Here is a 14946-nt window from a genome sequence, read left to right as displayed (position 1 = left end):
ATGTACCGCTATCGCAGGCAAGCCAGCTCCCACATTGGTTTTGTGTTCAGTCTGATTGTTGGGTGGGTTTGACGAACCGCAACGTCATCCGGTCCGACTCGCCAATGGCCAGGTACTTCGCCTTGTCCTGTTCCCCCAGCTTCAATGACGGCGGCAAGGTCCACACCCCGCCCGGGTAGTCCTTGGTGTCCTTCGGGTTGGCATTCACTTCACTTTGCCCGACCAGTTTGAACCCGGCGTCCGTCGCCAGCTTCACCACCTGTGCCGTGGTCAGGTAGCCACTGTCCTTGATTGCCGCCAGGTCCGCCCCATCCTTGGCCCGATGGTCTTCCACGCCCAGCACGCCGCCCGGTTTCAGCACCTGATAGAACGCTTTGAAGGTGGCTGGCGCGGTGCCGGCTTCGACCCAGTTATGCACATTTCGAAACGTCAGCACGGTATCCGCCGAGCCCGGTTTGCCGAACACCGGCGCCTTGGGGTCGAATTCGATGACTTGAGCCTTGCCGTACCGCGTCGGGTCGGTCGCCAGTTTTTTCTTCAGGTTTTCTTCGGACGCCTTGGCGTAGGCGCTGCTGCTTGCGGCCTGCACGGCGGCGATGTAATGCCCGTGGTCGTTGAGCAACGGCGCCAGTATTTCGCTGTACCAGCCGCCGCCGGGGGTGATCTCAATCACCGTCTGCCGGGCGCCCAGGCCAAAGAATTCCAGGGTCTGCTGTGGATGGCGGTAGCCGTCGCGCGCGCTGTTGGCCGGGTCGCGCCAGCTGCCGGCGAGCACGTTTTGGTACTGGCTGGCGCTGATCGGCGCATCGGCGGCCTGGCTTGGAGTCGGAAGGAGCAGGGTGGTGAGGGACAATGCTGCAAGTGTCTTGTTCATGATCATCCTGTAAGGGGCCACTGTGCCGCCGAGGCTAGCATGGGCCCTCTACCGAGCGATCACACATTATCCGAGGTCGACCTTACCAACGGTTCTAAGCCCATGGCGATCATCGGCTTGTTGCGCTTGTAACGTACCAGCCGTTCGGCGAGGGACTGGGGCAGCACGGTGTCCTGGCTGAACCCCATGCGTTGGTACATCGGCTCCAGGTCGGGATGGCACAGCAGCCATACGGTTCCTTCACCGCCGGCGACTGCGTCGACAATCAACCGCGCCGCCAAGCCCTGGCCGCGATAGGCCGGCGCCACGAACACCCCGGTCAGCCACTGTCCGCCCACCACCGGGCTCAGGCACAGGCCGGCCACGATCTCGTCTTCCCGCGCGACCCACAGGCGCGCGCCTTTGATTGCCTTCATCGACGAGCCGTGGCTGCGGTAAAACTTGTTCAGCAGTGGCCAAAGCGGCTCGGCGAGTAATTCCAGGTGCATGTGCAGACCGATGAGAGGATGGGGGCCGCCATTGTAGCGGCTGATACATTCGCTTCTAAGCTCAGCACCAAATGATCTGCAAGATTTTCCCGACTCATTGCACAGAGCAGTAAACACCTGCTCTGAGCAACCGATGGCCAATTATCTTGATCTGACCCAACGCCGGGAAATCGAAGTCCTCACCCGCAGTTTCACCGCGCGCACCGAATGGCCGACCTGGCTGCTGTTGATCGGCGTGTACGTCGGCTGGTTTACCGTAATGCTCGCCAGCCACTGGCTGGGCCTGTGGTTGAGCACTTTGTTGCTGATCCCGTTGGTGACGCTGTGGTTGTCGGTGCAACACGAACTGCTGCATGGCCATCCCACCCGCTCCTTGCTGCTGAACAAACTGCTCGGCTATGCGCCCTTCGCCGTGTGGTTTCCCTACACCCTGTACCGCGACAGCCACCTGCTGCATCACAACGATGAAGACCTCACCCTGCCGGGCATCGACCCGGAAAGCCGTTACCTCAACCAGCAGCAATGGGACTGCAGTTCGCTGTTCGAGCGTGGCGTGCATTGGTTGACCAAGACCGTGCTCGGCCGGTTTTTATTCTCGGCGCCGCTGGCGATCGGTCGCCTGGTCCGCCAGCAATTGCAGCAGTTGTCCCAGGTGTGGCCGATGTGGCTGGCCCACGGTGTCGTCACGGCATTGATGCTGGGGTTTATCGCCCACTTCAGCGTGTTGTCGGTGTGGCACTACCTGCTGCTGGTCAGCGTGCCGGCCTTGTCCGTGGCATCGATCCGTTCCTACTATGAACACCGCCCGCACCCGCAGCCGGAGCAGCGCACCGTGCTCAACGAGGCCGCCTGGCCGTGGACCTGGCTGTTCCTCAACAACAACTTGCATCTGGTGCACCACGACTTGCCGAAACTGCCCTGGTATTACCTGCCCAGGGTCTACCGGGCTCGCCGGGAACAATGGCTGGCGCGCAGCGGCGGTTTCCTGGTGCAGGGCTATGGCGAGTTGATCGGCCGCCATGGCCTCAAAGCCATCGACAGCCCCCGGCACCCTTTTGCGTGAGAGACGACCATGAGTGACCATTACGCCGAGCTGCTGATGTACGTCGCGCCCGACGCGGTGCAGCAGGCCAACCAGCAGTGGCTTGCAAGGATTTTCGAACACCTGGGCCTGCACCGGCGCAACGCCGACCACCTGGACCTGCACGGTCTGTGGCTCGCCCCCGAATTGCTCGTCACACAAACCTGCGGCTACCCGCTGATGACCCAACTGCGCGGCCAGGTCCGTGTGATCGGTCGCCCACGCTACGAGCTGCCCCACAGCAGCGGTGGCGAACATTGCAGTCTGCTGCTCACGCGTGACGACAACCCGCGTACCGTCCTGGCGGACTTCTACGACAGTCGCGGTGTGATCAACGGCCACGACTCCAACAGCGGCATGAATCTGCTGCGCGAACGCCTCGCGCCGTTGCAGCGCGACGGTCGCTTCTTCGCCAGTGTCGGCATCAGCGGTGCCCATCGTGAGAGCCTGCGCTGGCTACGGGAACACCGCGCCGACCTCGCTGCCATCGACAGCGTGACCTACGACTACCTGGCCCGCTTCGCCCCTGAAGAAGTGGCGGGGTTGCGCCTCGTCATCCGCAGCGCACCGAGCCCGACCTTGCCCTATATCGGCCCGCTGCACCTGAGTGATGCGCAGGTGACGACGATTCGCCAAGCCATGAACCAGGCCTTGCAGGATTTGCCCCAAGTAGTCGAAACCCTGGGCCTGAGGGAAGTCCTTCCGGCCAGCGAAGACGATTACGAAGTGCTGTTGAACTACCAGCGGCAGGCCACGATTGCCGGTTATCCAGTCCTTCAGTGATCGTTCCCAAGCTCCGCGTGATAACTCCGGCTTAGTCACTCTGATCGTTCCCACGCTCCGCGTGGTAACGCCGCCTTAGACGCTCTGTGTCGATTTTTTTGGTTATATAAAAATACTTTTTAAATATTATTAAAGCATAAGCAGCCTTGCTAGGATCGCTCCACCGGAACACCGGACATAACGCGCAACCTACTCAAATGGAGCCACTATGTCCGGCGCCGACACTTCTCACAGCGACTACGTGGGCGGCTTGTTCCGCAGTCATTACGATTGGCTGTGCGGCCGTTTGCACCGCCATCTCGACTCCCGCGCCCACGCCGAAGACATCGCCGCCGATACCTTTGTCCAGCTGCTCGGTTCGCCCGGCGTGGTACCGATCCGCCAGCCCCGTGCCTTGCTCACCACGATTGCCCAACGCTTGATGTACCAGCTGTGGCGCCGCCGTGACCTGGAACGCGCTTACCTCGATGCCTTGGACGGCGACGAAACCTCCACTGCGCCATCCCCCGAAGAGCTGGCGCAAATGCTCGAAGCCCTGCACGCCATCGACCAGTTGCTCGACGGCTTGCCGGCCAAGGTCAAGGCGACGTTCCTGCTGTCCCAGCTCAATGGCCTGACCTACCCGGAAATTGCCGAGGAGCTGGGGATTTCCCAGCGCTCGGTGAGCGACTACATGACCCGCGCCCTCAACCGTTGCCTGCGGCTGTGCCTGGAATGAACGACGAACTGATCGACAACGCCACGCGCTGGTACGTGTTGCTGCGCTCTGGCCAGGCCACTGTGGGCGACTGGCAGCGCTATGAACAATGGCGAGCCGCCGACCCGCGTCACGATGCCCTGTGTCGGCAACTGGAAACCCGCCTTGGCGTGTTCCAGGTCCCTCTGGCCCAGGGCGTGAGCGGCAAAGTCTTGCAGCAGGCGCTGGAAGCCCCGTCCAGCCGGCGGCAGGTGCTGCAAATCGCCCTGGCCGGTGCGGGTGTGGCCCTGGGGGCGACGCTGTTGGCCCGGCCCCTCGGCATGCCCCTGGCCGACCTGACCGCTGATGTGCGCACCGGCACCGGCGAGCGTCGCAGCGTTACGCTGGATGACGGCAGTGAGCTGCTGCTCAATGCCCAGAGCGCTGCGGACATCCAGTTCGACCTGCAACGGCGCCTGGTGCGTTTGCGTGAGGGCGAGTTGCTGGCCAGGGTCGCCAGTGACCGCCAACGGCCCTTCCTGATCCACACCGACCAGGCCCGTCTGCGCGCTTATGGCAACCGCTTGCTGGTGCGTGAGCGCGAAGGGCAGGGCCAGGTTGTCGCCCTCAACGGCGCCGTGGAAATCGACAGTCAGAACGGCGCGCGCCTGCAGCTGGCCGCCGGTCATGAGGTGCATTACGACCGCGCGGGCTTCGGTCCGGTGCAGCTCAGTTCGTCCGGCGCCACAGCGTGGATCGACGGCTTCCTGCAAGTGCGCGACCGCCCGTTGGCCGAGGTTATCGAGACATTGCGGCCCTATCACAACGGCATCCTGCGCCTGGACCCCGCCGTGGCCGGGTTGCGCGTAAGCGGCCTGTATCGGCTGGACAATCCCCAGCAAATCCTCGACACCCTGGCGCGCACCTTGCCGATCCACATCACCCGCCATACCGGCCTGTGGGTGAGCATCCATGCCGCGTGATCTTCTGTGGGAGCTGGCTTACCTGCGATGGCATCGCCGCGGTGTTCCTGGACAATCCGGTTGTCTGCATCGCAGGCAAGCCAGCTCCCACAAAAGATTGGTGTTCAGTTCAGGAATCGGGATGGGTTCTAAGAACATAACCAAACGATCTGCAAGTTTTCCCCCCGCCAACCCACATCACTCCCGTAAGCGCTGCGGGGAGCAGCGTTATGGAGTTTCCTTGGGGGGAGCCAAAGTGAGTCAGTTCAACCGTGTGCCGCTTCGAACCTTTGCCCTGGTGCCGTTGGCCAGCCTGGTTTTCTCGTTTGCCGCCAGTGCCGAAGAGGCGCGTCAGGTCTACCACATCGCACCCGGTCCGCTGGATGAAGTGCTGCTGGACATCAGTCGCCAAAGTGGCCAGGTGATCTCGTTCACTCCGCAACTCGGTCATTATTCCTCGGCCCGTGTCGACGGTTCGCTGTCGGCGCACCAGGCGGTCGACGCTGCGCTCCAGGGCACCGGCCTGCAAGTGCAGGTCAGCCCGGACGGTGCGTTCATCATCAAGGAAGGCGCGGCCAAAAGCGCCCAGGCCAGCAACAACGTCAAGGCGCAGACCAGCGCGGCGCAGGCGCCGACCCTGGATCGCGTAGTCGCCATCGGAACCCGTCGCAGCGATGCCACAGCCCTCACCAGCGCCGTACCGGTGGACGTAATCAACGCCGAAGAACTCAAGCAGACCGGCGCCACCAGCCTCAACCAGGCGCTGTTCCAACTGTTGCCCTCGTTCAATTTTCCGCAGAACCAGAGCGCCACCCGTGGCCAGAACCCCAAGGGCGCGTCCCTGCGCGGGCTGTCGCCGGACCAGACGCTGGTGCTGATCAACGGCAAGCGCCGCCATGCCTCGGCGGTGGTGAATATCTCCGGTGGCGTGCCGTTCATTGGCGCACAACCGGTGGACCTGGACATGATCCCCATCAGCAGCATCGACCATGTCGAAGTGCTGCGCGATGGCGCCTCGGCCCAGTACGGGTCGGACGCGGTGGCCGGGGTGGTCAACATCGTGCTCAAGGAGCGTGACAGCGGTGGTCAGGTCAACACGCAACTGGGCAAGTATGCCCAGGGCGACGGCTTCAGCAAGACCACCGATGGCTGGTATGGCCTGGGTTTGCCGGGGGATGGTTTCCTCACCCTGAGCTTCAACACCCTCAACAACAAACCCACGGATATCGGCGACCAATACGTTGCCGGTGGCCAGTTGCAAGACCCGCGCTGGGGCGGTGCCGGGCGCGACAAGTTCAACCTGGCGGCCAATGCCGAGATCGGCCTGAACGACCAGTGGCGCCTGTACAGTTTCGCCACCTTCGGCCAGGACAAATCGGTGAACAATACGCCGCCGTTGCTGGCCAGCAACCCGAACAACGTCGCGGGCATCTATCCCAACGGCACCATTCCCAAGTACCGCTATCGCTACGAAGATGGCGCGCTGACCGTCGGCACCCGCTATGAAGACGAGACCCTGGGCCGCTTCGACCTGAGCGCCACCTATGGCCGTGACAAGCACGACGAGCTGGCCTTCAACACGGTCAACCCGAGCTACGGCCTCAACAGCCCGACCAAATTCGACGTGGCCACCCTGGTCAACGAGCAGACCAACCTCGGCCTGGATTACGCCAAGGACCTGGATGTGAACTGGTCCAGCCATCCGCTGACGCTCTCGGCGGGCATTGCCTACCGCCATGAGCAGTATCGGTTGGAGGAGGGCGACTACGCGTCCTACTCCTTCGGCGGCATCAACGGTGTGCAAGTCGGTGCGGTGCAGGCCTCGGGTCTGACGCCGGATGACGCCGGTACCTACAAACGCGATGTGGGTGGCGTGTACCTGGGCCTGGAGCATCAGCTCACCGACAAGTTCCAGGTCGGCCTGGCCGGGCGCACCGAGCACTATTCGGACTTCGGTTCGGCCACCACCGGCAAGCTGTCGGCGCGTTATGACTTCACTCCGCAAGTGGGCTTGCGTGCCACGGTGAACAATTCGTTCCGTGCGCCGACACTGGGCCAGATCGGCACCTCGTGGACCACCACCACCAACGTCGACGTCAACGGCAACCCGGTGCTCACCCGCATGCTGCCCGCCGACAACCCGGCCGCCCGCGCCCTGGGCGCCGAACCGCTGAAGCCGGAGAAGTCGACCAACTTCTCCCTCGGCCTGGTCCTGCGTCCGGTCGAAAATGCTTCGCTGACGGTCGATGCCTATCAGATTTCGATTCGTGACCGCCTGCTCTACAGCGGCGGCATTTCCGGGCCGCGCGCCGAGCAGATTTTGCAGCAAGCCGGCTTTGGCCAGTACACCTGGGCGCAGTTCATGACCAATGCGGCGGACACCCGCACCCGGGGTGTCGATATCGTCGGCAAGTACAACCTGGACCTGGCGCAGTACGGCGCCCTGAGCCTGTCCGCCGGCTACACCAAGGCACGCACAACCATCGAGAAGGTTCACGAAAACCCCAACGGTTTCGACATTCTCACCCGTGAGGCCCGGGGCTTTCTGGAGCACGGCTACCCCGAAGACAAGCTGGTGCTGGGCGCGACTCACAAGATCGGTGCCTGGACGGTCGCCCTCAGCGAGACCCGTTACGGCCAATACCGCAAGTACGCCGCCAGCGAAGCCAACGCCCAGTACGACCAGACCTTCGCTGCGCAATGGACCACCGACCTGGACGTGAATTACGCGTTCACCCGGCAACTGCGCCTGTCGGTCGGCGCCAACAACCTGTTCGACAGCAAACCCGATGACTTCAACAGCCGCCTGCGCCAGACCCCGGGCCAGCAATACAGCTACCTGGCGCCGGCAGCGCCGGAAGGGGCGTTCTACTACACGCGGCTCAGTTATGACTTTTAACCCGTCCATGGCTCGTTCCCTCGCTCTGCGTGGGAACGCCTCTTGTGACGCTCTGCGTCACGCTTTGGGACGCAGAGCGTCCCCGGCTGCATTCCCACGCGGAGCGTGGGAACGATCATCACCACGAGGTACTGCATGAAAAAACTCAAAACACTGCTCGGTGGCTCGCTGCTGGCACTGGCCGTTTTATCGCAGCCAACAATAGCCGCTGAAGCGGTCAAACCGATTCACTTCGGCGATATCACCTGGGAAAGCGGCAGCCTCATCACCGAGGTGCTGCGGCTGATCGTCGAGAAAGGCTACGGCCTGCCCACCGACACCTTGCCGGGCAGCACCGTGAGCCTGGAAGCCGCGCTGGCCAAGGACGATATCCAGGTGATCGGCGAAGAGTGGGCCGGTCGCAGCCCGGCGTGGGTCAAGGCCGAAAGCGAAGGCAAGGTCCTGGGCCTGGGCGATACGGTCAAAGGCGCCACCGAAGGCTGGTGGGTACCGGAATTCGTGATCAAGGGCGATGCCGAACGCGGCATCAAACCCCTGGCGCCGGACCTCAAGTCAGTCGCCGACCTGCCGCGCTACAAAGATGTGTTCCGCGACCCTGAAGACCCGAGTCGTGGGCGCTTCCTCAACAGCCCCACCGGCTGGACCTCGGAGATCGTCAACAGCCAGAAGATCAAGGCGTACGGCCTGACCGACAGCTTCGTCAACTTCCGCACCGGCTCCGGCGCAGCGCTGGATGCCGAGGTGGCGTCGTCGATCCGTCGGGGCAAACCGGTGTTGTTCTACTACTGGTCGCCGACGCCACTGCTGGGGCGTTTCAAGCTGATCAAACTCGAAGAACCCCCGTTCAACGCCGAAGCCTGGAAGACCCTGTCCGACGCCAAGAACCCCAACCCCATCGGCACCCGTTCGATGCCGGCGCGCCTGGCGATTGGCGTCTCGGCACCGTTCAAGGCGCAGTACCCGCAACTGGTGGGCTTCTTTGAAAAGGTCGACCTGCCGATTGACCTGCTCAACGGCATCCTCGGGGACATGAGCGAGAAACGCACACCGCCGCGCCAGGTGGCTGAAGCTTTCCTCAAAGGCCATCCAGACGTTTGGCAGCAATGGGTGCCGGCGGACGTGGCGGTCAAGGTCAAGGCCGCCCTGTAACCGATCGTTCCCACGCTGTGCGTGGGAATGCCACCCCGGACGGTCTGCGTTCCGTATTCACAGGTGACAAGCATGGTTAAGTTTTTCAGTGGGCTGCTCGCCTCGCTGCTGTTGTCGAATGCCGTCTCGGCCGCCGAGCCCTCCACCTTGCGCATCGGCTACCAGAAAAGCTCGGTGAGCATGGTGCTGGCCCGAGAGCACAAACTGTTCGAAGAAGCGTTGCCCGGCACCCAGGTGCAGTGGATCGAATTCCTCGGCGGCCCGCCGCTGATCGAAGCCCTGAACAGCGGCAGCCTGGACATCGGCAACATCGGCGACATCCCGCCGATCTTTGCCCAGGCCGCCGGCATCGAGTTGCAGTACGTTGCCGTCGAGCCCAACGAGGGTAAATCCGAAGCGGTGCTGGTGCCCAAGAACAGCAACGTGCAGAGCGTGGCCGAACTCAAGGGCAAGCGCGTGGCGTTGCTCAAAGGCTCCAGTGCCCACAACCTGTTCCTCAAGAGCCTGCTGCGCGCAGGTTTGCAGTGGAAGGACGTCGAGGTGGTGTACCTGTCGCCGTCCGATGGGCGTGCCGCCTTCGAACAAGGCAAGGTTGACGCCTGGGTGGTGTGGGACCCGTACTACTCCGCCGCAGTGGTCGATGGCTCGGCGCGGGTGCTGGGGGATGGCCAGGGGCTGAACCCGGCGGGCACCTTCTTCGTCGCCAGCAGCCCGTTCATCAAACAGCATCCGCAGGCCATCTCCACGATTATCCAGACCCTCGCCAAGGCGCAGCGGCTGTCCCTGGACCAGCCCGCCGAGAGCATCGCGCTGATGGCCAAGACCCTGGGCCTGAAACCGGCGGTGGTCAAAAGCTACTTCGAGCACCGCGCCTCGATACCGATCCGGCCGCTGCAAGCCTCCGACATTGCCACGCAGCAAGGCACCGCCGACCTGTTCTTCGCCAACGGCCTGATCCCGAAAAAGGTCGATGTGCAGCAAGCCGTGTTCAAGGCCCCTTGATGCGGTAAGCCTGGATGGGGCCGCTTCGCAGCCCGGCGCAGGGCAAGCCTGCTCACCACAAGGTGATGCAGATCCCCCGACTTAATCAGTGAGCAGACCATGCAACCGATCTACATCGACTTTCTCAACGGCCTTGACATCGACGAACTGGGCCTGACCAACGACGAAATCCTCAACGCCATCGAAGCCAGCCTGGCGATCCAGGGCCGTGGCGAGGCGGTGATCGAGCCGCGCACGCACCTGATTCCCGGTGGTGCAATCAACGGCCACTTCAACGTGCTGCGCGGTGTGTTGGGCGGCGACATCGGCTACGCCGGCGTCAAGGTGGTGGGGGATTTTGTCGACAACTACCGCAAGGCCCTGCCTTCGGAACTGGCGATCCTCAACCTGCTGGACCCGGCCACCGGCATACCCAAAGCCATCCTCGATGCGTCGGCGATCACCGACATGCGCACCGGCGCCGTCACCGCCATCGGCGCCAAATACCTGGCCCGTCCCGACAGTAAGGTATTGGCGCATATCGGCGCGCGGGGTACGGCCTATTGGAACGTGCGTTTGCTTGACCACCTGTTCGACTTCGAGGAAATCCGCGTGCATTCGCGCCGCAGTGAGAGCCGCGAGGCCTTTGCCGAGCGCCTGCGTCGCGACCTGGGCAAGCCGGTGATCGTCACCGAGGATTGGGAGTCCACCGTGCGCGGGGCCGACATCGTGGTCGAGGCGTCGCGCCTGGATCAGCCCGAACCGCTGTTGCGCACCGACTGGATCAAACCCGGCGCCTTTGTGGTGCCCTACGGCACCATGAGTGCGGTGGAGTTGTCGCTCACCGACATCATGAGCAAATTGGTGGTGGACGATTGGGGGCAGTGCAAGGGCGGGCTGTTCGGCTCATTGCGTGCCCATGTGGACGCCGGAAAACTCAGTGCCGAAACCTTGCACGCCGAACTGGGACAGATCGTCGCCGGACTGAAAAAACCTCGGGAAAACCCCGAGGAAACCATTCTGTTCTGGCACCGTGGCCTGAGCCTCAGCGATATCGCCCTGGGCCACGCACTGCTGGAAAAAGCCAGGCAGCTGGGGATCGGCCAACGGCTGCGCTGGGCATGATTCACCTCGATCCCCAAGGCTTGGCACTGGCCGATTTGCTGGCCATTGCGCGTGAGGACGTTGCGGCGGACTTCACCGCGCAGGGCCGTCGGCGCATCGAGGACGGCCATCGTTTGCTGGTGCAGTTGGCGGCGCAAGGTACGCCGATCTATGGCGTGAACACCGGCCTGGGTGCGGCGGTGGATACGCCGGTGGCGCCCGTGCAGGCGAGCATTGCGCTGGGGCGCGCGGTGGGGGTCGGGCGCCTGGCCAATCGCGAGGAACTGCGCGCGATCATGGCGGCGCGCCTCGCCAGCCTGGCGCAGGGGCGCTCGGGTATTTCCTTGAATACCGCCGAGGCGTTGCTGGCGTTGCTCAACGCCGGCGCCGAGCCCGAAGTGCCGTTGCTCGGCTCTTTGGGCGAGAGTGATCTGGCACCCTTGGCCCACTTGAGCCTGGCGCTATCGGTGCCGCTGACCGGCAAGGACGGCCTGGCGCTGGTCTCGGCCAATGCCGCGAGTATCGGGCTTGGGGCATTGCTGGTGGCCGAGGCGCAACAGGCGCTCGACGCCTTGCTGGCGGCGCTGGCGCTGTCGTGCGAGGGCTATCGCGCCAACCTCAGTCCGTTCCAGCCGTGGGCCTCGCGCCTGCGCCCGGCGCCAGGGCAAACCGAGCAATCGGCAGCGTTGTTGCAGTGGCTGGAAGGCGGTGAATTGGCGGACCACCCGCGCCGCTTGCAGGACCCGCTGAGCTTTCGCTGCGGGACCGTCGTGCAGGGTGCTGCGCAGCAGGCGTTGGCGCAGTTACAGGGGTTGATCGAGTTGGAACTGCGCAGTGGTGCAGACAACCCGGCGCTGATCAGCGAAGCCGCGCAGGTATTGGCCACGGCGAACTTCGACAGCACGCACCTGGCGCTGGCCGCTGAAGGTATGGGACTGGCCTTGAGTCGCGCGGCGGCGTGCAGTGCCGAGCGCATCGCCAAGCTGCTGTCGCCCGGCTCCAGCGATTTGCCACGCTTTCTGATCACGCAGCCGGGGCATGTCGGGATGGCCGCGTTGCAACGCACCAGCTCGGCATTGGTGGCGGAGATCGGGCACCTGGCCAATCCGCTGCCGGCGGTGAGTGTACCGGTGGCTGATCGTGTGGAAGACTACGCCGGGCAAGCCCTGGCCGTGGTGGACAAGACCCGCCGCTTGACCGAACGCGTGCTATGGCTGGCCAGCATCGAGCTGATCGTTGCCGCGCAAGCGGTGGACTTGCGCGGCACGCTGCGATTGGGGCAGGGCGCGCGTCGGATCCACCAGGCCGTGCGCAGCCAGGTGGCCCATCTGGATCAGGACCGCTCGGGCTCGGTGGATCTGCTGGCACTGAGTGCCTTCATCCGCAAGGGCGGTTTGAAACCCTTTCTCTGACGCGAGGCCAGTCATCAGTGGGAGCAGGCCCGTTCCCACAGGTTGATTGCCTTTCAGATCATTGGCTTTCTGCTTCCAGGGCAGCGATCACCGCTGGCCGTTCGCCCACCCGTTGCTGAAACGCAACCAGTGCCGGCCAGGGACTCAGGTCCAGATCGAGAAACGCCGCCCAGCGCAACACCACGAACAGATAGGCATCCGCCACCGAGTACTCGGCGCCCAGCAGGTAGTCCTGACGCTCCAGTGTTTGCACCAGCACCGCGAAGCGTTTGAACAGTGTGGCCTGGAACGAGGCTTTGACCTCGCCCTGGATCGCGCTGTTGAAGAACACCCCCACGCCGCCGTGGATCTCGGTGGCGATGAAGTTCAGGCATTCCTGCAAGCGCACACGCTCCCAGCTGCCGTTGGCGGGCGCCAGGCCGGCGGCGGGTTTCAGGTCGGCCAGGTATTGCAGGATCGCGCTGGCTTCGGTCAGCACCTGGCCGTTGTCCAGTTTCAGCGCCGCGACGTAGCCCTTGGGGTTGATCTGCAGGAAATTATCACCGTCGGCGGTGGTCTTGGTCTGGTTATCCACCCGCACCAGCTCGAATGGCAGCGCCAATTCGCGCAGCACGATGTGCGGGGCGAGGGAGCAGGCGTGGGGGAAGAAATACAGTTTCATCTTGGGTGACTCCGTTGGGTTTGCGCCAGTCTCGCGGGCATGGCACCGTGGGTAAAATTAAACATTCAGACCCCTGCCATAAGGACAGCTACTGCCATGATGAACCTGATGCACTGGCGCTTGCTGGTGGCCGTGGCCGATCACGGCAGCATCACCGCCGCCGCCGAGCGCGTGGGCATGACCCAATCCGCCGCCAGCCAGGCCATGGCCGCCATGGAGGCGACCCTGGGCGCGCAGTTGTTTACCCGTGAGCCGCGCAAGACCCTGCCCACCGCTCTGGGGCTCAATGTGATCGAGCAGGCGCGGGTGATGCTCGGCGCCTTGCAGGCTATTCGCAGCACGGTGGAGGAAGCCCGCCCCACGCTGCGTGGGACGATTCGCATCGCCAGTTTCCCCAAGGTGCTGGAGACCTTTCTGACGCCGCTGTTGCAGCGTTTTGCCCAGCTTTATCCCGGTATCGACGTCACTACCCTGGATGTCACCGACAACGAAGTGCTGACCCTGCTCAAGGCCGACCTGATCGACCTGGGCGTGGTGCTCAACCCCAAGCCCGAGCAGAACGCCACGGTGCTGGGCCGGGATTACTGGATGGCTGTGGTGCCGGCGGACCATGCGTTCGCGCAACGCCCGGCCGATGCGCGGGTGTCGCTGGCGGAATTGCTGGAGCAACCCTTCGTGCTGGCCACCGGCGGCTGCACCGCCAACGCCCGCAGCCTTGGTGCGGCGGCCGGGTTGACCCTGAGCGATATTCGCGTGGAAGTGCGCGAATGGAGCAGCGCGTTCAGCCTGGTGCGCGAAGGGGTTGGCGTCACGCTGGTGCCGGAATTGGCTCTGCCGAGCCAGCGCGATGGCCTGAGGGTGATGCCGTTGACGGAGCCCCTGCACCGCGAATTTGCCCTGGTGGGCTCACCCTCTCGACCGCCTTCGGCGGCGGTCTGCGCATTGTTAAAAATGCTGGCTGACTAGTGACCTTGCATAGCGCCAAGCGCTGTCTATGCTCACCCAAACCGTGATGACGCTTGGCTTGCAAAGCGATTCGGATGGTTTTGTTCCCATACAGCTGTTCCGGCAGTCTCCAACTTATGAATGGAATGCGCCTTCTGGCGCCGGGAATCCAGGGTGATCTGATCATGTTCAACCTTCATCACAAATCCGACCTGCTTGAAATCGAGCGCTTTTCCTGTGCACTCACCGAATCCAACGCCAAGTTGGCCGCCATCAGCCGTTCGATGGCCATGATCGAGTTCGACCGCAACGGCATCGTGCTCGACGCCAATCCCAATTTCTGCAAGGCCATGGGGTATAGCGTCGAGGAGATTCGCGGCAAGCATCACCGTATTTTCTGTGAAGAGTCCTACACCCACACCGAGGCTTACGCCAAGTTGTGGCGCGACCTGGCCCGGGGCGAGGCGTTGAGCGGCACCTTCATGCGCTTGAACAAGCGCGGCGAGGAGGTGTGGCTCGAAGCCAGCTACATGCCGGTACTGGATCGCGACAACCAGGTGCAGAGCGTGATCAAGGTGGCGTCGGATATCTCGGCGCGCATTCACCGCGAGCATGAGAACCAGAGCTTGATTGACGCCATCAGCCGCTCCATGGCGGTGATCGAGTTCACGCCCCAGGGGCAGATCATCAACGCCAACGAAAACTTCCTGAAGACGGTGCAGTATTCCCTGGATGAGATCGTCGGCCAGCACCACAGCATGTTTTGTCACCGCAGCGAAGTGGACTCGCCGGCGTACAAGGCGTTCTGGGCTTCGCTCAACCGCGGCGAATATCACTCCCACCGTTTCGAGCGCAAAAACAAGTACGGCAAGACGCTGTTTCTGGAGGCGTCCTACAACCCGATCTTCGATGCCAGTGGGCGCTTGTACAA

Annotated in this window: 13 protein-coding genes and 1 pseudogene; 11 read left to right on the top strand and 3 right to left on the bottom strand. The window is 63.3% G+C overall.

Annotated features, from left to right (window positions below; genetic code table 11):
• Positions 1–46: 46 nt before the first annotated feature.
• Both ACW9IN_RS22165 and ACW9IN_RS22160 read right to left on the bottom strand, forming a co-directional pair.
• Complete coding sequence (locus ACW9IN_RS22165) at positions 47–874, bottom strand: class I SAM-dependent methyltransferase (RefSeq protein WP_457367806.1); 828 nt, start codon at positions 872–874, stop codon at positions 47–49.
• Positions 875–933: 59 nt separating this feature from the next.
• The gene (locus ACW9IN_RS22160) at positions 934–1362 is read right to left on the bottom strand and encodes a GNAT family N-acetyltransferase (protein WP_457367805.1); all 429 of its coding nucleotides are present in this window, start codon (positions 1360–1362) and stop codon (positions 934–936) included.
• Between the two features lie 133 nt (positions 1363–1495).
• On the opposite strand from ACW9IN_RS22160, the gene ACW9IN_RS22155 reads away from it, so the two are divergent.
• The 9 genes from ACW9IN_RS22155 to ACW9IN_RS22115 all read left to right on the top strand — a co-directional run bounded on the left by ACW9IN_RS22155 (position 1496) and on the right by ACW9IN_RS22115 (position 12409).
• A complete protein-coding gene (locus ACW9IN_RS22155) occupies positions 1496–2425 on the top strand; it encodes a fatty acid desaturase (protein WP_457367804.1) in 930 nt (309 codons plus the stop codon).
• Between the two features lie 9 nt (positions 2426–2434).
• Positions 2435–3226 carry a phosphate/phosphite/phosphonate ABC transporter substrate-binding protein gene (locus tag ACW9IN_RS22150; RefSeq protein WP_457367803.1) on the top strand — a complete coding sequence of 264 codons (792 nt, stop codon included), beginning with the start codon at positions 2435–2437 and terminating at the stop codon, positions 3224–3226.
• Between the two features lie 208 nt (positions 3227–3434).
• Complete coding sequence (locus ACW9IN_RS22145; RefSeq protein WP_457367802.1) at positions 3435–3944, top strand: sigma-70 family RNA polymerase sigma factor; 510 nt, start codon at positions 3435–3437, stop codon at positions 3942–3944.
• Entirely contained in the window at positions 3941–4885 is a 945-nt protein-coding gene (locus ACW9IN_RS22140) for a FecR domain-containing protein (RefSeq protein ID WP_457367801.1), read from the top strand. Before ACW9IN_RS22145 ends, ACW9IN_RS22140 begins: the two co-directional genes overlap by 4 nt.
• A 235-nt stretch (positions 4886–5120) precedes the next feature.
• Positions 5121–7763, top strand: coding sequence for a TonB-dependent receptor domain-containing protein (locus tag ACW9IN_RS22135; RefSeq protein ID WP_457367800.1), 2643 nt, complete (start codon positions 5121–5123; stop codon positions 7761–7763).
• Positions 7764–7898: 135 nt separating this feature from the next.
• Entirely contained in the window at positions 7899–8912 is a 1014-nt protein-coding gene (locus ACW9IN_RS22130) for an ABC transporter substrate-binding protein (RefSeq protein ID WP_457367799.1), read from the top strand.
• A gap of 72 nt (positions 8913–8984) precedes the next feature.
• On the top strand, positions 8985–9914 hold the full coding sequence (locus ACW9IN_RS22125; RefSeq protein WP_457367798.1) for an aliphatic sulfonate ABC transporter substrate-binding protein: 930 nt from the start codon (positions 8985–8987) through the stop codon (positions 9912–9914).
• Positions 9915–10013: 99 nt separating this feature from the next.
• Positions 10014–11018, top strand: a complete 1005-nt coding sequence (locus ACW9IN_RS22120; RefSeq protein WP_457367797.1) for an ornithine cyclodeaminase family protein — start codon at positions 10014–10016, stop codon at positions 11016–11018.
• Entirely contained in the window at positions 11015–12409 is a 1395-nt protein-coding gene (locus tag ACW9IN_RS22115; protein WP_457367796.1) for an aromatic amino acid lyase, read from the top strand. Before ACW9IN_RS22120 ends, ACW9IN_RS22115 begins: the two co-directional genes overlap by 4 nt.
• Before the next feature lie 58 nt (positions 12410–12467).
• Here ACW9IN_RS22115 and gstA read toward each other — a convergent pair whose 3' ends face one another.
• Positions 12468–13070 carry a glutathione transferase GstA gene (gene gstA / locus ACW9IN_RS22110; protein ID WP_457367795.1) on the bottom strand — a complete coding sequence of 201 codons (603 nt, stop codon included), beginning with the start codon at positions 13068–13070 and terminating at the stop codon, positions 12468–12470.
• A 96-nt stretch (positions 13071–13166) separates the two neighbouring features.
• Between gstA and ACW9IN_RS22105 the strand changes: the two genes are divergently transcribed.
• Positions 13167–14036, top strand: a complete 870-nt coding sequence (locus tag ACW9IN_RS22105) for a LysR family transcriptional regulator (RefSeq protein ID WP_457367794.1) — start codon at positions 13167–13169, stop codon at positions 14034–14036.
• Positions 14037–14110: 74 nt separating this feature from the next.
• Positions 14111–14929: pseudogene (locus ACW9IN_RS22100) on the top strand (PAS domain-containing protein); the annotation flags it as partial.
• Positions 14930–14946 lie beyond the last annotated feature (17 nt).

The organism is Pseudomonas sp. SDO5271_S396 (genome assembly GCF_054071795.1).
Note: the sequence above shows the minus strand (reverse complement) of the source record. Positions and strands in the feature narration are given on the sequence as shown.